Source organism: cyanobacterium endosymbiont of Epithemia turgida isolate EtSB Lake Yunoko, from assembly GCF_000829235.1.
Classification (GTDB): domain Bacteria; phylum Cyanobacteriota; class Cyanobacteriia; order Cyanobacteriales; family Microcystaceae; genus Rippkaea.
The window spans coordinates 323,104-342,453 of sequence record NZ_AP012549.1; the positions used below are offsets into that span (position 1 = coordinate 323,104).

Sequence of the window (19,350 nt, forward strand, 5' to 3'; positions counted from 1 at the left end):
AATAATGACTCATTCTTCAATTTACTCCGCTAAAATTAGCTTTGTTATCCCCAATTCTATCGCCAAGGAAGTTGGTTTTGAAGTAGGAGATTCTTTGATTTCTGTTAATGGGTTTCCACTGCGGGATTTAATAGATTATCAGTTTTTATGTGCTGATGAATATTTAGAATTAGAAGTAGTTGATAACAAGGGACAAACTCATTATATAGAAATTCAAAAAAACTATGATGATGATTTAGGATTAGAGTTTGAAAAGGCCTTATTTGATGAGCTAATTCAATGTAAAAATCATTGTCCTTTTTGTTTTATTGATCAACAACCTCCAGGAAAACGAGATAGTCTTTATTTTAAAGATGATGATTATCGTTTAAGCTTTCTTTATGGCAGTTATTTGACCTTGACTAATTTATCTCAGAAGGAATGGGAACGTATTGAAAAAATGCGTCTTTCTCCTCTGTATGTTTCAGTTCACTCAACAGAAGCTGATGTACGAGTTAGCTTATTGAAAAATTACCGCGCTGGACAAATTATAGAACAGTTTAAATGGTTTCAAGAACGACAGTTGCAAATTCATGCTCAAGTGGTTGTTTGCCCAGAAATTAATGATAGTTTTCATTTAGAAAAAACCTTGACTGATTTAGCCTTATTTCATCAAGGAGATATTCCAACTATTATTTCTACTGCGGTGGTTCCAGTAGGATTAACTCGCTTTCGTCCCCTAAACGATAAATTAATTCCAGTCACTAAAACTAAAGCAAAAGAAATTATTAAACAAGTTCTATCTTTACAAAAAGAATTTCACCATAGATTTAACAATAATTTTGTTTGGTTAGCTGATGAATGGTTCTTAATTGGACAAGAAGAATTACCCCCAGAATCTCACTATAAAGATTGTCCACAAAGTGACAATGGAATCGGTTCAATTCGTAAATTTATCCGGGAATTTGAAACAACAGCAAAACAATTATTGCCAGCTAAAGTTGACAAGTCAGTTACTCTGACTTGGGTCGTTGGAAATGCAGTAGAAAAAGCTTTTCAACCCCTAGTTAAAAAATTAAATAAAGTAGATGGATTAACAATTAATTTAGAAGCATTGCGGAGTCATTACTGGGGACAAGAAACAACAGTAACAGGATTATTGACAGGAAAAGATTTATTGACTCAATTACAAGGAAAAGATTTAGGTGATGGTATTTTGTTACCCTCAATTATGCTTAAACACAATGATATTTATTTCCTGGACGATATGACGGTTGAAGAATTAGCTAAACAATTAAATATTAAAATTTTTCCTGTGACTGGAATTGAGGAACTTATTCGAACTTGTTTACATAGTTCCACTTTACCTACTACTATATTAGACCGATAGATAACTGAATTATTTTTATATAAAAATAAAGTATACCTTTGTAGATTTAATTAATAAGTCACTACGCCCTTTCTGCAAATTCTCTCTTTAGAGTTTAAATCTATTTTTTAGACTAAACTAGTATAAAAAAATAGCAAAATGGACAGGCTAGTGCCCTGTCCATCTAGAATTATAAGATTTTTGAAAAAGTTACCAAAAAGTTTATAATTTCATTTCGGCTGCTTGAACTCTTTCGACTTGTTTCTTCTTAAGAACTAACAGGATTTGAGCTAACATAATCGCTGCTAAGAAGATCAATAACCACTTAACTCGTGTAGGACTTTGTAAAACAATTTCTGTGTCTTTTTGGCCAAAACCACCAATATTAGGATTAGTTGTGAGGGCTTCTCCCGCTGCCACTTGTTGTCCTTCATAAACAATCAATTGAGGACCTGCAGGAATTATATCTACTACGTCACCATTGGTCGTCTCCAAGGTAACAGTGTAACCGCCAGTCTCATTTTTACTGATGGCAGAAACCTTTCCAGCTTGGGATGCTTTAAAAATGTTATTATTGCTAGATTGTCCGTTGGGATATATTTGACCCCTACCGCGGTTAGCCCCTAAGTGAACAGGATATTTGCCAAAGTTCACACTTTTGTCCTTGGAAGGATCAGGAGATAAAACAGGGAAAATAATCTCTTGATATTGATCTCCAGGTAAAGGTCCAACAAGAACTACGTTTTCTTGATCTTCACGGTAGGATTGAAAGTAAAGTCCTTCGATCTTTTCTTGCATTTCTTCGGGAATGCGATCAGATGGAGCAATCTTAAAGCCTTCGGGTAGCATGAGGACAGCCCCTACATTTAGACCCCCTTTGGATCCATCTCCTAACACCTGTTGAGAATTAAGATCGTAGGTAATTTTTACCACTGCCTCAAAAACTGTATCGGGTAGAACCGACTGAGGAATTTCTACTTCAGCCGCCTTTTCTGCTAAATGACAGTTAGCACACACAATACGTCCAGTCGCTTCTCTAGGGCTTTCTGGAGCTGTTTCTTGCGCCCAGAAAGGATAGGCAGCAGCCCCTTGGGGGAAAGCAACATCGTTAAAAATATAGAGGGCAAAAGTAGTACAAGCAATCAAAATGATTTGCTTTGTAACCTGCTTACTTGCTTGCCAAATTGCCGAGAAATTGGGTGTTCTCATTGCTAAGTCAAACCACTCAAGTCTTAAATGTTAACATTACTAAGGATCGAGACAATTGACCGAATCATCACCACCAGGGGTTTTCATCAGTTCGAAAATCCGTTTCTGTCCAAGTGCTAAAAACTACTTTGTTGCTGTCGTCAAGATTGACATGAGCCAACATTAATGATACGGGAGCAGGTCCACGCGTGACTTTTCCCTGGGCATCGTATTGGGAGCCATGACATGGACAGATAAATTTTTCTTCGCTAGTATTCCAAGGAACAACACAACCTAAATGTGTACAAACGGCGTTAATTCCATAATCAGCCAGAGTTTTATCTTCCTCAACTATGATATAAGTAGGATCGCCTTTCAACCCTTCAGTTAAAACGCGATCACCTGGATTGTGAGCCGCTAAAAACTCGCTGGCAATGACGTCATTACCAAGAGCATCTTTAGCTGTTACACCACCACTAGTCCCACCATTAGAAGAGGGAATAAAATATTTAGCCACCGGATATAATGCCCCAGCTGCTATGCCAGTAATTGTTCCGAAGGTCAATAGATTCATGAATTGGCGACGTCCCATATCGGGGACATCGGACAAACCAGATACTTGAGTCATAACCAATTATTACTTGTCTATGTTTGCTGATACTTATGATTTACTAAGAATCAGGAGTTATTCATCTGTGCTGCTTAGAAAGGATATAATAGCAACCTTGAGCTAAATTGAATACTCTCTCACAGAGAACTCAATTTGCATCATCAAGTCATGCGGTTGTATCCTTGCTTTGAAAACAGATTATTAATTCCATTGTCAAGTATGGCAGAAATCTGCCCAGAAAACTTAGTAAGTTTGGCAGTCAAATAATTAAGACCAATACAATGAATTCTCTTGATTTAGCTTTTACTCCTGCTTTAGAATTGGCCAAATTAATTCGCAACCGTCAAATTTCTCCTCTAGAATTAACCCAAGTTTACCTTGATCGGATTCAACAATATGATCCCAAATTAGGTAGTTTTTTTGCTATAGCAGGAGAAATGGCTATGGCCGACGCTAAAATAAAAACGGAACAATTAGCCCAGACTTCAGAAATTAATGCTCTTCCCCCTTTTTTTGGAGTCCCTACGGCGATTAAAGATCTTAACGCTGTTGCACAAATGCCTTTAAGCTATGGAATTTCTGCCTTTAAAGATAACGTTGTAAATTATGATGATGAAGTAGTAACACGAATCAAAGAAGCAGGATTTATTATCTTAGGTAAAACAGCGACTTCTCAATTGGGTTCTTTTCCTTATACAGAAGCTCCAGGGTTTCCTCCAACTCGTAACCCTTGGCATCGAGATTATGTGGCGGGGGGGTCAAGTGGTGGAGCTGCTGCTGCTGTAGCGGCAGGATTATGTCCCATTGCACAAGGATCGGATGGAGGGGGATCAATTCGTATCCCAGCTGCTTGTTGTGGGTTAGTAGGGATTAAACCTTCTAGGGGTCGGATATCTAATGCTCCCGTAGGGGACTTTCAAAGTGGAATTTCAACCCACGGACCATTAGGGAGGACGGTGGCTGATGCAGCAGCGTTACTGGACGTGATGTCCGGCTATGTGACAGGAGATCCTTATTGGTTAGTATCTCCTGAGATTTCTTTTTTAGCGGCTACTCGTCAATCTCCAATTCCTCTTAAAATTGCCTTTTCGACTAAAATATCCCCGTTTCCTGAACCTGAATGGGTCATCAAAGAAGCAGTTCATAGGACAGTCAAAATATTAGCAGAAATGGGGCACGAGCTGGAACCTAGCTGTCCTAATTTTCAGGAATTAATCAATCCTTTTAAGCAAATTTGGCAAGCAGGAATTTTAGCTTCTGGAGTTCCGTTAAAAGTATTGAGTCCCATTAATCAGTGGTTAGGAGAACAGGCAGAAATGACAGGGAAATATTTACAGGCGGTTCATCAAATGCAAATTGTTTCACGGCAAATTGTTGCTTTTTTTGATCGTTTTGATTTGTTGGTTTTACCTGTTTATCTACAACAACCGATTAAGGTAGGAGAATGGGCTAACTTATCTCCAGAAGAAGTCGTAGAAAATATTATTAAATGGATTGCTCCCTGTCCTCCTTGTAATGCGAGTGGTTTACCGGGAATTACTTTATCGATGGGACAAGATGAAAAAGGTCTACCAGTGGGTATCCAATTAATTGGAAAACCTGCCGATGAATTAACATTAATTCGGGTAGCATCACAATTAGAACAAGTAACTGATAGCCTTTCATTTAAGATGATTGAATTATAATTTAACTATCCATCCAATTTGCTTACCAATTGTAATTTAGTTCATAAAGAAAAACTTTATTTGTATACAAATAAGGACTAAGCCGTTAAAGAATTATTATAACTTCTCATAACGCGCCCACAACTCCAAAAATTATTGTAATATACCTGACTAATTACATCGCCTTGTCCTGAAAAAGGATCTATTGCAATACTATTTCTACCCGTTTCGTGACCAGAGCTATGAATATAGTACCCCTTGCCTAAATAAAGAGCAACATGGTTGACTTGTCTTTGCCCAAAAAAAATTAAATCTCCAGCTAAGAGATCTTCTTTTTCAATTTTTTGGGTAAAAGCTTCTTGTTGATAAGAGTCTCTCGGCAGCCAGATTCCTGATATCGCGAAAGCTCTTTGTATTAAACCTGAACAATCATAATTTGGTCCAATAGTTCCCCCCCATAAATAATAATTAGGCTGTTCCATAGCTGCCTTTGTAAAAGCGATAACTTCTCCCAAACGGGGTAAAATGTCGTTGCGGTTAAAAATGAGAGGATTATAAGGCTCACTCACTGGTTTTAATGTTGATAATTGAGCAATGGGTAGCCATGCTAAATAGTTGTCTTCCTTTAAACAAACTTGAACGGCTTTCTCCGTGGCAGTATTTAATAAAACAGTAAAATTTCTTCCAGTAGCTGCTTGAGTAGCTAATTTTTCGCATTGAGAAGAGTCAAATAAATCTAAAGGAGTATGATTACAATATTCACCGCAGACGGAAGGAGGTAGAGAGTTGAGGGAAGTCATAATTTAAGATAAACAACAAAAGGAAATTTATTTAATAAATAGTTATACACCATTAAAGTTAAAGATAAGGCAAAGCAATAGGCAATGATTAAAGTTTTAGGTTTTTAAAAAATAGTTTTTAACACAAGGCTGTGTATTTATCCACAGACTACTTATGTCAGGATATGAAAACAATAAGTAGCTGATTTTTTTATAAAATTCGCTACGATTTATTGTGTATCAAAAAAGAGTTAAGTACATTCTAAGCATATCTATGACTTTTGACTTCCAATTAATCTCCAAATACCTTTTAGGAATTATTTAAAGATGGATTGTCGCCACATTAAGTTCTCTATTGACAGAGCTGAGGTTGATCTTATACAACTTCAAGCATTGTTCAACGAGGTAGCCTTTTGGGCAAAAGAAAGAACTCTTGAAGATTTAGGGATTGCACTTGCAAACAGCAATCCAATCGTTACTATTTGGGATACAACAAGAATGATTGGCTTTTGTCGAGGTATATCTGATGGAATTTATCGGGGAACTATTTGGGATGTGCTTGTTTGCCCAGAATACCAAGGATTAGGTCTAGGACGCAAGTTAGTAGAGACGACTTTAAGCCATCCGTTGATGTGTCGGGTTGAACGAGTCTATTTAATGACGACTTACCAACGAAAGTTTTATGAACGCATTGGCTTTCAAGAGAATAAGTCGACCACCATGGTATTACAGAACACCTGTGAAATAAATTCTCTGCCTTTGGGTGAAGAATCTTTTGAGTATATACTAAAGTAATCGAAAAAAGTACTTGGGCAATCTTTTTTTGAAACTTTAAGATAAAGATCTATTGCTTTTAATACTTCTTATTCTGCAACAGAAGTTCACATGTAGACTATAAAATAAATACTTGTAATAAATGTTATTTATTAGCTACTAAATAGGTGAGTTTAAATAGATATCGAATATAAAAGTAGTTGAAAAAATGCAATTACTAAACAACATACTATCTAAAATGCAGTTAATATAATTAGATGCGCAAGTACTATCAACGTTGGCTCGCAACCTAAACAATTTTCTCTAGAACGAGAATAGAAACATAAATTCTATGTTCACATTATAAAAATGAAAGATTAAATAAATTGTGAATCGGATAAAACTGTAACATAATTTAATTAGATAAAAAATATATAGAAGTTTTATAAACAAGAGAAAGATTATAGTCTTACCCAAGAAGTAAAATAAAAATAATTTAAAATGAAGAGAAGTGTGAAATATTTTAACTTACTTTAAAAGAACTTGCGATAATTTATCTATATCCTAAAAAATCTTTTTAACTATTCTAAATAAATACAAAAAATACAGTGATCATCATAAATAATCGCAATTAGAATAAACTCATTATGTAGAGTTAACTAGCAAAATACTTAGTTTAAATATCCTTTAAACTAAGTATTTTGCTATCTTTATAAAAGTCAGATTTCTAAATTAGAGGCATAACCTGTTTTTAGTATTTTTTATACGTCTTAGAAAATCTCAATAATATTGATACTAAGTCTTGATTGTCATAAGTAATTATTATTAGGTTTTTATCCTGCAGTTCATAAAAATATAAAAATATTCTATATAAATAGTTTAATTCAGCTTATGTTTTTTGCATCAATATTTTTTTAAATCCAGTATTTGTAAGTTATCTATTTTTTGATTCAAAGGGGTTTATTTTTTTAGATAAAAATATATATTACTACTTCAACTTCGACTTATCATATTATTTTATTCATAATTTTCTTTGTAAATCCTCTGATCTTCAGATTGGACTATTTGATCTTAATTAAAACCTCTGATCTTTAGTTGATATTTATGTTATTTTTTTAGATTTTTATCTCTATGATGTCTGCGCTCACTTCTTTATATGAATCTACTTCCTGGTATCTCAATTATAGCAATTTCATCAACTGTTAATAGTTTTGATTTTTGAAGGGTTTGGTATATAAATTTTGACTAAAGTCTCTTAATCCTTATGTATATTTTTTATTCACTTCCTCCATTGATTATATTTTTTAATATATGTTATTCTTAAATATTAATTTTTTTTAAAAATTATTTAAATATTGATTATATTCTATCTAACGACAAGTTATTTTGAGATAGATGGTTGCTTTTGTCCAAGACAAATTTCCGATAGTTAATTTATTATTTTTCTAAAATTTTCTAGTGGTTGAGCCACAATAAATACAAGTTGCTGTTTAGTATATTTTTTTAATCAACTCGTTATGTAAAAATTAAATATTTTTACATAACGAGTTGATTAAAACTACAATCTATTCGATAATTTCTTCTTCCTCAAGAGAGACGTTTCCTTGACGTAAAATCATCCACCCTTTTTCTGTCCATTTTGCAACAGTTGAGGGAATTCCACTTCCATATTTTTTTTTAGAAGTTAAGTCACTATCATCTAGGGTATAAACATCAGGGAAAGTTGCCGCAATCGCTTTCATAGTTTCTAAAGGAGGATTACCTGATAGATTAGAACTTGTAGTAGCTAAACATCCCGTTTTTGCTAAAATTTCTTGGGCAGTCTTATGGTTAGGAATACGAAGACCAATACTACCTGAATTAGTAGGATTTATTGTTGCTGTAACCAGGGGCGAAGCAGGTAATACTAAAGTTAATGATCCTGGCCAATAACGTTGGGCTGTTTGTTGCCAAATATCCAATTCTTGAAAAGTCCCTTTAATATATGGCCTAAAATCTTCAGGAGATGCTCCCATTAAAATTAAGGGTTTGTCGGGGGAGCGTTTTTTAAGAGAGAAGATCAAGGAAGCACGTTCAGGTAAAACTCCTAGAGCGGGAACAGTATCTGTAGGAAAACTTATCACTTGACCAGTTTTTACGACTTTAATCAATTGAGATTGGCGAACTTTAGGCATATTTTCCAAAGTAACTACTATAAAAATCGTTAGAGGTTTTTTAAAAAACTATTCCATTAAGCAAAATTACATTATGTTAAAATTACCAGGGGTAATTTTAACATAATGTAATTTTTTATTCCTATTTTATACTTGAAAAATCTCCTTCTGATAAATCTATCTAAATTAAATTAATTTGCTTAAAATGAACTAACTTATTCTGAATTTACTTAATGTTAAAAAATATAATTTAAATCTACGCAGTTAAAACTAGTATGAATTAATTTATGTCTTTAAAAATATTTTTTATATTAACACTCTGTAAATTACTTCTTAATTAAGTCATAATAAAACAAGCATTTAGATAACTGAGGTGAAGTATAATAATGGAATGATCACTACAATTTAAATGATTATAAACATAAGAGTTATGTGGCTAATAATTATAAGGGTGAGTATAATTTTTTTCTATTTTGTAATAGTAGAATTAGTCTGTTCAGAAGAAGATTTATTAAATTGACGAGACTTATCTTGTTTACAAGTGTAATTAAATTCTCAGAGTTTAGCTATAACTTTAGCCATTAACTGTTAATTTTTTTCAAAGGACAATCAGAATGTCAAATTTTGGCAATCTTGGTTAATCCTTTTAAAGGATTTACCTATTTCTAATCCCAACACTGTGTAAGACTCTTCTATTCCTTTTATTACTACGCAAAGAAACTAACTAAACGACAAGACCAATTCTACGAGGCTATTACAGCAGCCTAGGCATTGACTCTGAAAAATTAATGAACTAGCTATATTAGTTAGGATAAATATTAGTTAAGAAGAAATAAGAATTAAAAGACTAAAAAAAGTGACATTTGTATTCAAACAGAGAGAAAATATAAATTGAAAATAAGGAAATTAGTTATCCTATGAATAACTAATTTTAAAAATAATTTAATTAGTTAATAATTTAATTTTTATTTTGTTTATTTAAGATTCTATGCTTAATTGCTCATGTCTTTGTTACGATAAAAATTAACAATGTAACCATAGATATACAAATAATTTATTAAATATTTTTTAGCTTGAGTCAAATTTTGTTTTCAAAAAGACTATTTACGAATGTTGCAGTAATCATAAAAAATCAGACATTAACTCGACAATATTGATATTAGAATTGATTCTAGTAAAAGAGTACAGAAGACGATATAACATCTACTAGAACTCTTAATTATAGGAAAAGATTAATTGAGTAAAGAACAAAATTAATGTAATTTAATTACACAAAGTAGAAACATACTTGGGAAACCTCGCAGAAATGACTACTACTTTATTAAAAGAAGAAATTAGACTAATTATTGATATTTTAAAAAACCTAGAAAATTAAAATATATTCCTTATTTTTTTCTCTTCAGAAATTATTCCTACGTAACAGATCTGATAGAACTATCTTTTCATCATGATAACCTTACTTAGTTTCTATTCGTGAAAACTACAAAACCGTGTACCTGAGCAGGTATTATCTATAACTGAATCACAGAACAGTTTAGCTAGGATGTCAAGATGATTAACTGGATTAATAAAAATCGAGGAAAAAGTTGGGTAAGAAAATTATTTTGGGCGGGAGTTGTCATTACTCTAGCAATTTTCCTATTGAATTTTACTTTAATAGGGTTTGGGGTATACGGAGATGGAATAGGATATTATACACCTCTACGTTCCTTGATTTTTGACGGTGATCTTCGAATTTATAACGAATATGAATACTTATCCCATTCAAAGTCTAATTTTGGTGGAGGTGCTCGTGTAGATAAGGCTATTCCCCAATACAGTAAATACACCTTAGGTTTAGGATTAATCCTATCCCCTTTTTTTTTCCTCGGACATTTTACAACTTTAATTGCAAATACTTTGGGGTTAGAAATTGACCCGAATGGACTGACTTGGAGTTATGAATTATTCTATTGTTTAGGCAGTATTATATTAGGTATTTTGGGACTAATTGCTTGCTATAAAACCGCCAGATTATTTTTTAGTCAGACTGCTTCTGTTTTAGCTGTCGCAGGAATTTGGTTTGCCTCTCCTTTGAGTTTTTACCTTACTTTAGAAGCTTCTATGTCTCATGCTGTCTCTCAATTTTTAATTTCTGTCTTTCTCTATATTTGCATCTCTACAGTTTGGGCAAAACAACGCCGTCAACAAATTTTATTAGGACTAGTTTTGGGATTAGGGGCACTTGTTCGTCCTCAAAATATTTTGTTTGCTATTGTTCCTATCATCATGATTGTCTGGAATATAATTAATAGAACCATTAAAGCTAACCCAATTAGTAGAAATAACCCCTGGAAAGGAATGATTGAACTACCAGACATTACTTCATTAGCTGTCATAGGATTTGTAGCTTGTTTAATGCAGCTTCCCCAAATTTTTATCTATCAATGGCAGTATAGTAGTTTTTTTAAAATTCCTTATCTAGAAGAGGGGGGAGCAGAAGGGTATGAGTCGAGTTTTAACTGGATTCAACCCCAAATTAGTAATGTTTTATTTTCGGGACATCGCGGGCTATTTTTTTGGCATCCTGTATTATTTTTAAGCATCATCGGCTTGATTTTAAGTTATAAAAAATTACCAATATTAGTCACAAGTTTTTTGCTAGCTTTTGGATTACAAGTTTATTTAGTTGCTTCTTGGTGGTGTTGGTGGCAAGGCTCAAGTTTTGGGGGAAGAATGTTTATAAATTGTAGTTTAATTTTTGTTTGGGGATTAGCAGCTTTTTGGGATAATTTATCCTGTAAGAGATCACCACTAATTGGAGTAGTAGTGACTCTATTTTTAATAGGATGGAATGCCTTATTAATTCTACAATACGAATCAGGGATGATTCCTTCAGAAAAAGCTGTTACTTTTGGAAGAGTTTTACATAATCAATTATTTGTCATTCCTCACTTTATAAATCATATTTTTAATCGTTAGTCATTAATTGATGATTTTTAAACTTAAAAATCATCAATTAATGACTTGAAAATGTTAATTATAGTGGTAGATTTTAATCCTAGTGAGTTAATAGTCAGTTATCATGTGAAATGAAATTTTAGTAATTTTAAATTGCAGATGTCTCCTGTTATCCCTTCTGAAAACTTAGTTTGGTTGTATAGAGGAACTCATGAAATCTTCCCCCATCAACCCCATTCAGATAACCTTGAAGAAAACTTTGAACAATACCTGAAAAAATGCGATCATCCTCTTAGAGTCAAGTTAGGAATCGACCCCACAGATTCGAACATTCACCTAGGCCATAGTATCCCTTTTCGAAAGTTAAGAGCGTTTCAGGATGCAGGACATACTGCTGTAGTAATCATAGGAGATTTCACGGCACAAATTGGTGATCCGACAGGAAGATCGGAAGTTAGGAAACAATTAACGCCCGAACAGGTTCAGGAAAACGCTAAAAACTATTTAGAACAATTGTCTCCTATTCTTGATTTTGAAACCCCAGGAAGATTAGAGATTCGCTACAATTCTGAATGGTTAAAAGAATTAAATTTAGCTAAAGTTCAAGAATTATTAGCTACAATGACTGTAGGACAAATGTTAGCTAAAGAAGGATTTGCACAAAGATTTAAGCAAGAAAATCCCATTTTTCTGCATGAATTTTTGTACCCTTTAATGCAGGGTTATGATTCAGTGATGATTGACGCAGATATAGAATTGGGGGGGACAGATCAAAAATTTAATATTGCTGTAGGAAGAGACTTACAAAGACACTTTGGAAAACCTCCTCAATTTGGTTTATTATTACCTATCTTAATTGGAACAGATGGCCATAAGAAAATGTCTAAATCTCTTAATAATTATGTTGGCTTAAAAGAAAATGCGCTGTTGATGTATTCAAAATTAGAAAAAACTCCAGATACTTTGATCAGAAATTATTTTGAATTATTAACTCAATTATCATTAGATGATTTACCTGAAAATCCAAGAGACTGTCAAAAACAGTTAGGGATTGAAATTGTCTCTCAATTCCATGGAAGAGAAGCTGCTTTAATTGCCAAAAAAACCGCGGAAGAGTTAGTGAAAAAAAGGAATAAAACCTCGAAAGATATAGTAGCTGAATATAACCTCTCTGGAGTCGAATTTCCCGCCAAACTATTTTATGTTTTGAATGCCAGTGGATTATGTAGCAGTAGTGGAGAAGGAAGACGACAACTTCAAGGGGGTGCAGTTCGTTTAGACGGTGATCGCGTTACTGACGTTAACTTAAGTTTTGAAACTGTCGAAGAACTCCGAGGAAAAGTATTGCAAGTAGGGAAAACAAAATTTATTAGGTTAGTTTGAACGATTGATATAAAATCAGATATTCATAGCTCCTTTATGTTTCTTTATTCTCAAACTATCTTGTCTTCTATCTATTTTTATGCTTTTTAATATAAATAAATTTCTACAGATAAATTTAGAGATAATTAAGTATTTTTACTCCTAATAATATAATCCATAAATTAAATCAATTAGGGAATAGTTAGACAAGAAAACAGCTTATTTTAAATATTTAAGATATTTCATATATTTTTCTATCTATTGATACTCTACTCTAATCATAGACGAGAGCCTTTAATAGTTAATGAATAAAAAGTTAACCTAACTATATAGATGAAGTTACTCTCAATATAGAGGTTTATTAGTTTTTACTCTCGGGCTACAGCATTTTTTACTTTAATATTTTGGGTTTAGTACTTCGAGTGAAGTTACTCGGTAAAAATGCTATAGTCCAGGAAGTATTTCATCAGAAATTAAAAAAATAATGCCAAAAATATGTTAATTAAGATCAAGAATAAATTAAAGTATTTTCCTTATTCCAATTGTATAAATCAATCTACATTGACCAATACAAAATTAAGTTTTATATTTATTCACAATAATATCCTTAAGACATACCTTATGCTTCAAGATTAACAACTTGGTAGCTTACCAATATGAGAGTTCACATTAATTTTTAGAGATATATAAAAATTTAGAAAAATAAGCATAAATTTTCGGGTAAATTATATATATTCATTTTTTATTCCTAAATTTCCATTAAGTTAATTAATAATAGCTTGTTCCAAAGAAATAGGAGAAACTCCTGCTAAATTTAAAATCTTAGGAATCAAATCTTCGCGTTTAACAGCCATAACATGAACTCCTTGACATAACTCTTTGGCTAATTGAACTTGTTCAGCAGCAATTTTAACTCCTTCTTGCAAAACATCATTCGCATTAGCTAATCTTTGGATAATTGTTTCGGGAATTTTAACTCCAGGAACATTACGGTTAATAAAGTTAGCATTTTTAGCTGATTTTAAAAGAAAAATTCCCGCTAAAATTGGTTTACCTGTTCCTGCAGCAATTTTGTGCATAAACTTATCTAATTGCTCAAAGTCTGTAATCAATTGACTCTGAAAAAATTGTGCCCCTGCTGCTAATTTATGTTCGAACCTTCGTTGTAACCCAGACCAACTAGGACATTGAGGATCGACTGCTGCCCCAGCAAATAAATCTAGAGAATCATCGGGAAGAGATTGATAATTAAAATCCACTCCACGATTAAGATTATTAATCATTTTGAGTAGCCGAACAGATTCTAGCTCAAATACCGCTTTTGCTTTTTTGTGATCACCAGCATTAACTGGATCACCAGTTAATGCCAGAACATTACGTAATCCTAGAGCATAAGCCCCCATTAAGTCAGCTTGTAGTCCAATTACATTACGATCACGGCAAGCTATCTGACAAATAGGTTCTATCCCATATTGTAACAACAAGGCTGAAGCTGCTATGGAAGACATTCGCAAGACAGCTCTACTCCCATCAGTTACATTAACCCCATGAACTCTCCCTTTAAGTTTTTGAGCCATCTCCACCATACGGGCAGGATTGCTTCCTTTAGGAGGAGTTACTTCTGCAGTAATTAGAAATTCTTTATTTTGAACAGCTTGTCGAAAACGATTGATCATGAGAATAATGACGGATAGAATTAAGGGGTTTTCGGTAGTCTTTAAAAAGAGGCTAAATATCCCAAAACTACTTTAACTCGCTCTAAAGTTTGGTTAGCAACAGCTTCAGCTTTTTCTTTTCCACTTTTTAAAACTGATTCTAAATAATCTTTATTATCCATTATTTCTTGATATTTTACTTGAATAGATTTAAGAGCTTCTACTGTTGTTTCACTCAGTAGAGGTTTGAATTTTCCCCACTCCATCCCTTGACATTCAAAGATTACTTGTTCTTTCGTTTTCCCTGATAATAAACCATACAATTTTAATAAGTTATTACATTCAGGACGTTCTAGATTATCAAATTCTAAACCTCGAATAGGGTCAGTTTTACAACGTTTAATCTTTTTATTAATTAATTCAGGAGAGTCTAATAAATTTATTCGACTCATATCCGAGATATCAGATTTGGACATTTTACGCTTACCATCTGTTAAACTCATAATCCTCGCACCTTCAGCTCTTATCAAAGGTTGGGGAATCTTCACCACAGGGTTTTCAGGAGTTGCAAATTGATCATTTAAACGAATGGCAATATCACGGGTTAATTCTAAATGCTGTTTTTGATCTTCTCCTACGGGAACGAAATCAGCATCGTACAGAAGAATGTCGGCAGCCATCAATACGGGATAGTCAAGTAAGCCAACACTAACGTTTTCCCCCTGTTTAAGCGCTTTTTCCTTGAACTGTATCATTCGTTCTAACCAATTAAGAGGAGTAATACAATTTAGTAGCCAAGCTAATTCGCTATGAGCTGTTACATGGGACTGGACAAAAATAGTAGCATGTTCCAAATCGATACCACAGGCTAAGTAAAGAGCGGCAATTGTATAGGTATTTTGGGCTAAAGTTTGAGGATTGTGGGGAACTGTAATGGCGTGTAAGTCCACTATACAGAAGAAATTATCGTAATTTTGCTGAATCTGAACCCAATTGCTAATTGCTCCTAAATAGTTGCCTAGATGTAGATTACCTGTGGGTTGAACCCCTGATAGTACTCGTTGTTTACCCATTCTTGATTATACTGTTAACGGTTATGGCTCATCCTTCATCATAGTAATTATCGATAACTCGAAGGCATGCCTATATTTTTAGTTTAAAAATATGTCTTTGACAAAAAAAGTACTTAATTCTCAAAGGCATAATACACAAGGACCAAAGAAGATTTCTTTGTTGTTAAAAGATTTATGGAAACGAAAATTTGTTCCCCTAATTTAGTGCTTTATCACCCTGTTTTTTGAGCTCGGTTTTGACAGCGAGCGGCGACCATCGATCATACCACTTTATTCTGGTTAGGTGATGTGATCGCCACTAACCAGGATGATAAGCAACCCTAAGGCGACCAAAAGTATATTCAGGTAGACGTTATCTCCACTGTTTAGAAACCATTACGGCCCCATACAACCATTGCTAAAGACCAGGTAAATAAAGCTAAAATGCCAACCCAACCGAGAGCTAAAATATCCATAGTTGTTTACGTATGTGACTGATGCACTTATTCAAAATTACAGATTCTATGATACTTTATATTTAGGTAGAGTCATGAAGGACTATGGGACGGGACAACAAATTTCGAACTTAGAATGTCCTAAATCGCTCTAAGCAGAGAATTGAAAATTTATTACTTTTAGGAAAATTACCTAACAGCCAAGATAATTAATTACTTTCTGAGCAAATCAGACCTCTTAAAATTGTTAACACTGGGGTTAAAATTGGAGGTCACTTTGTTGAGTTGATTTTTGTTTGTTGCTACTTATACATTATATAATTCATCCCTATAACAATTTTTATCTCAGAGATTGAGCAGTATGGCTTTTGGGTTAGTTTCTGGATTTGTTCTCGTCAAAATGTCTACCAATTTAACTGATGACTCAGTATAATGAAGTTTTTTAGTCGTCAATGGTATTTTTAGGTTTGACAATTACTCGTTTTTACCTGAATTTAGCTTTATATCATTTGTTAATCATACTTTTTGCTGAATTTTTAGTATTGATTTGCTCTAAAACTATAAATCTTTCATAATCTCTATGACTAGAGAATAAAATAGTTGAGAATTTTTAAGAAATTAACCTAACCGCATTTATAAAGAATAACGAGTTTATAACAGTTTTACTCCCATAAAGATCAACTGCTTCTATTTCTTCAGAAGATAAAGAAAGACTACAGTCCTCAATATATTAATAGATAATCATTTTTTTATTATATTTTTTGATAGTTTAATCCAGTTTTAAATGAATATAAATTTATATTTTCTTGAATTTTAATATTATATTCCTGATTTTTTTCTTGTCCTGGAGAAAATTTGGGGTTGTAATTAAAATCTGACAGTTTTTTCTCTTCTAATTAGACTAGCTTAATTTTTAGCAACCTAACATCTAGAAATTGTTCTTTTTTGACTGCCTTTCTATTTTAAGCTTAGTTATTTAACAGTTATAGAAGCAACCAATTTTTTAGTTTTTAGTCGTATATAAATAAAATACACTCACTCATCAATTTGTCCTAAATATACAAAAAATATTGTTCATAACTCAGCAAGATTTAATTACCCACCATCTGTTGTACTTTTTTTTGTAATTGACGATCTTGGGATATGATGGTCTCAATCTGCCGAAAACGCTTGATTTCTAATCCCTGAGACTGGATTAAACGCTCTTTTTTTTGTTCCGTATTGGCGATAATCTCTTCTACTTCACTTATGGTTTTCTGGAATTTTTCTAGTTCCTCTGATGAAGCCTGAAGTCCAGTTGTATAATTGTAATTACTATGACTTTCTCCGATTTCCATAAATCGTTCGTAACTTAGTCCTCCTTTTTTTATTGTTATTGCCATTTTTTGTTGGGTTCTATAGTCAATTCCTTGAAATTGCTGTAGGATTTGAGCAAATTGTCTCAGTTCTAAGGGGCTAATTTCTGAATTCTCGGCTTCAAAAAACCGGGTAGTTTTAGCTTCAATTTGACCATAGACAGGTAAAGACATAAATAAGGAAAAAAATCCTATAATTCCTCTGACTAGAATTGGTTTTAGCATTAGATAAATTTACTTTGTTAATTGTTGATAAATATGTAAAAATCTCAATTTTACTCAAACGTTAACACAGTCATCCTCAAAATTGCAAGTCACTAACTTGTGATTAATTGTATTGTCGGGTGTATTCTTGAACCCTAATGATTAGGTGTTTAACTTTTTCGAGGTTGTGATCTCTGATAGTACGGTTGATTTCTAGATTTTAGGTCTTGATGAAACTGAATCGCTAAAATTTCTTTATCTGTTTCTAGTTCGTCCTCTAGACTATTTGAATGACACTCTTAGTTAAAGACAATTGATAAAGATCTCAGTTATGTTTCCTCCAAACATATTCCAGGTCTGTCCTAACTTTCTATCTGCAGGAACAAGGACGGGAGAGAAAATACTAAGTTCAACAAATAAACAACAAAGCCAACAACGACTTTTGCCTATATTTTCCTGTTTTTTAAACTTCTAAGGTAAATTTTAAATATATTTCTGATTTTATAGGCTCTCTCTCTATGTTTTAGTCTCTGACTCAGATAATAAAGTCATTTGAGTTTTTAAAAGTAATCCCATTCTCTTTAGCCTAAAATTATTTGAACATAATTTTTTTTCTATCCAACAGGCTACTTTTAGTCTTATATATATTTTTATATTTGTAGGGTTTTATGTTTATTTATGAGGCAATTTTCCAAGTAGTCTATTAATTAAGAAAAGTTTTTTTCCTCTTTTTTGTATTAAATTTATATTCTTGATATTTTTTTATTTGGTTTTAAAAATATGATTTTTAAAAACTTTTATACTTAAATTAAAATTTATTACTACAAAAAGAGCACTATTTTAAATTATCTATTACTGAGATATTTTTCAAATTATGTAGATTTATAATTTAAATATTTTTCACTTTATAAACATCGTTTTTATTTAGATTATTTTATATCTACTACAAGTAAAATTTTAACATTAAATTTCTTATTTTTCGACAATAAAATAGGTTTTAATAAAATTATTTTTGTGATAGGTAAATCACAATTAAATACCCTAATTAGCTTTCAATAAAATAAATAATAGTTATTTCTCCCTGGATATCAAAAAAAACCTAAAGTTACTATTGTTAATAACAATTTGATAAACCAGATAAAATTTATACAATTAAAATTTACTTATTAAATGATAAAAATATTTATTAACTTTTTTGTCTGATTTATTCAGGTTTTTAGAATTAGTTTATTCTCTCTAGAGATTATATTTTTAAACATTAGTGATTGAGTTAATCAAATATTAACTATATTAGCAATAAATATATTTTTTTACAACTACTACAGCTTATAAAATTAGTTTCTATATTTGTTTAGATTGATGTTTTTCGACAGCATAATAAATTGTAATTTTAGTATTTTCTTTGTGTACTTTAGTAAAAAAAATACTTAATTTTTTATACTCATGAGGAAACCTAACAATCTTTAGAGCTCATTTTATACTATGTAAATTTATTCTAATTTTATTGAAATAGTTAACTTGTTGATTTGCCTAGTCTTTTTTAGAGAGACGACTATAATAGATTAACAATATAAACTGGTGTTTTGTCACAACACAACTTCTAACTTGACCCAGCACTGTAACCCATCATTGAATGGTAAAACCCTATCTGTCGGAATGTGTAATTTTTTTAAACTTGAGTTACTCTAAGAGGTTTGTTAAGGATTGACAAATGAGATATACATAAATAGTGCAATTACTGCCACTATTTATGTATATCTCAGGGAGATAGTTGGCTATTTTGTTAAAAATAATTTTGTTTATACCTTGTTGTGTTTATTATCGAAGTCTAA

General features: G+C 32.3%; 13 protein-coding genes. 5 read left to right on the forward strand and 8 right to left on the reverse strand.

Annotated elements, in window-relative coordinates; genetic code table 11:
- The first annotated feature begins 4 nt into the window (after positions 1-4).
- Positions 5-1,369 carry a TIGR03279 family radical SAM protein gene (locus tag ETSB_RS00925; protein ID WP_044105753.1) on the forward strand — a complete coding sequence of 455 codons (1,365 nt, stop codon included), beginning with the start codon at positions 5-7 and terminating at the stop codon, positions 1,367-1,369.
- Positions 1,370-1,570: 201 nt separating this feature from the next.
- On the opposite strand, the gene petA is transcribed toward ETSB_RS00925, so the two are convergent.
- Positions 1,571-2,557, reverse strand: a complete 987-nt coding sequence (petA, locus tag ETSB_RS00930; RefSeq protein ID WP_044105755.1) for a cytochrome f — start codon at positions 2,555-2,557, stop codon at positions 1,571-1,573.
- 67 nt (positions 2,558-2,624) lie between these two features.
- Positions 2,625-3,164, reverse strand: a complete 540-nt coding sequence (gene petC / locus ETSB_RS00935; RefSeq protein ID WP_044105757.1) for a cytochrome b6-f complex iron-sulfur subunit — start codon at positions 3,162-3,164, stop codon at positions 2,625-2,627.
- A gap of 263 nt (positions 3,165-3,427) precedes the next feature.
- Between petC and ETSB_RS00940 the strand changes: the two genes are divergently transcribed.
- Entirely contained in the window at positions 3,428-4,831 is a 1,404-nt protein-coding gene (locus tag ETSB_RS00940; RefSeq protein WP_044105758.1) for an amidase, read from the forward strand.
- Positions 4,832-4,908: 77 nt separating this feature from the next.
- On the opposite strand, the gene ETSB_RS00945 is transcribed toward ETSB_RS00940, so the two are convergent.
- Entirely contained in the window at positions 4,909-5,610 is a 702-nt protein-coding gene (locus ETSB_RS00945) for a C40 family peptidase (RefSeq protein ID WP_044105760.1), read from the reverse strand.
- Positions 5,611-5,916: 306 nt separating this feature from the next.
- Here ETSB_RS00945 and ETSB_RS00950 point away from each other — a divergent pair, with 306 nt between their 5' ends.
- Positions 5,917-6,384: a GNAT family N-acetyltransferase gene (locus ETSB_RS00950; protein WP_044105762.1), complete on the forward strand. Its 468-nt coding sequence runs from the start codon at positions 5,917-5,919 to the stop codon at positions 6,382-6,384.
- A 1,523-nt stretch (positions 6,385-7,907) separates the two neighbouring features.
- On the opposite strand, the gene ETSB_RS00955 is transcribed toward ETSB_RS00950, so the two are convergent.
- Positions 7,908-8,516 (reverse strand): L-threonylcarbamoyladenylate synthase, encoded by a 609-nt coding sequence (locus tag ETSB_RS00955; RefSeq protein WP_044105763.1) that lies wholly within the window; start codon positions 8,514-8,516, stop codon positions 7,908-7,910.
- Between the two features lie 1,530 nt (positions 8,517-10,046).
- Here ETSB_RS00955 and ETSB_RS00960 point away from each other — a divergent pair.
- Positions 10,047-11,456: a glycosyltransferase family 39 protein gene (locus tag ETSB_RS00960; protein ID WP_044105765.1), complete on the forward strand. Its 1,410-nt coding sequence runs from the start codon at positions 10,047-10,049 to the stop codon at positions 11,454-11,456.
- A 138-nt stretch (positions 11,457-11,594) separates the two neighbouring features.
- A complete protein-coding gene (tyrS, locus tag ETSB_RS00965) occupies positions 11,595-12,818 on the forward strand; it encodes a tyrosine--tRNA ligase (protein ID WP_044105766.1) in 1,224 nt (407 codons plus the stop codon).
- 743 nt (positions 12,819-13,561) lie between these two features.
- Here the strand turns inward: tyrS and ETSB_RS00970 are convergent.
- From ETSB_RS00970 to ETSB_RS00985, 4 genes are all read right to left on the reverse strand, one after another.
- Positions 13,562-14,473 carry a methylenetetrahydrofolate reductase gene (locus ETSB_RS00970; RefSeq protein WP_044105769.1) on the reverse strand — a complete coding sequence of 304 codons (912 nt, stop codon included), beginning with the start codon at positions 14,471-14,473 and terminating at the stop codon, positions 13,562-13,564.
- Positions 14,474-14,514: 41 nt separating this feature from the next.
- Entirely contained in the window at positions 14,515-15,525 is a 1,011-nt protein-coding gene (trpS, locus tag ETSB_RS00975) for a tryptophan--tRNA ligase (protein WP_044105770.1), read from the reverse strand.
- Positions 15,526-15,890: 365 nt separating this feature from the next.
- The gene (gene petN / locus ETSB_RS10420) at positions 15,891-15,980 is read right to left on the reverse strand and encodes a cytochrome b6-f complex subunit PetN (protein WP_044105772.1); all 90 of its coding nucleotides are present in this window, start codon (positions 15,978-15,980) and stop codon (positions 15,891-15,893) included.
- 1,070 nt (positions 15,981-17,050) lie between these two features.
- Positions 17,051-17,539 carry a DUF4168 domain-containing protein gene (locus ETSB_RS00985; RefSeq protein ID WP_044105774.1) on the reverse strand — a complete coding sequence of 163 codons (489 nt, stop codon included), beginning with the start codon at positions 17,537-17,539 and terminating at the stop codon, positions 17,051-17,053.
- Between the last annotated feature and the right edge of the window lie 1,811 nt (positions 17,540-19,350).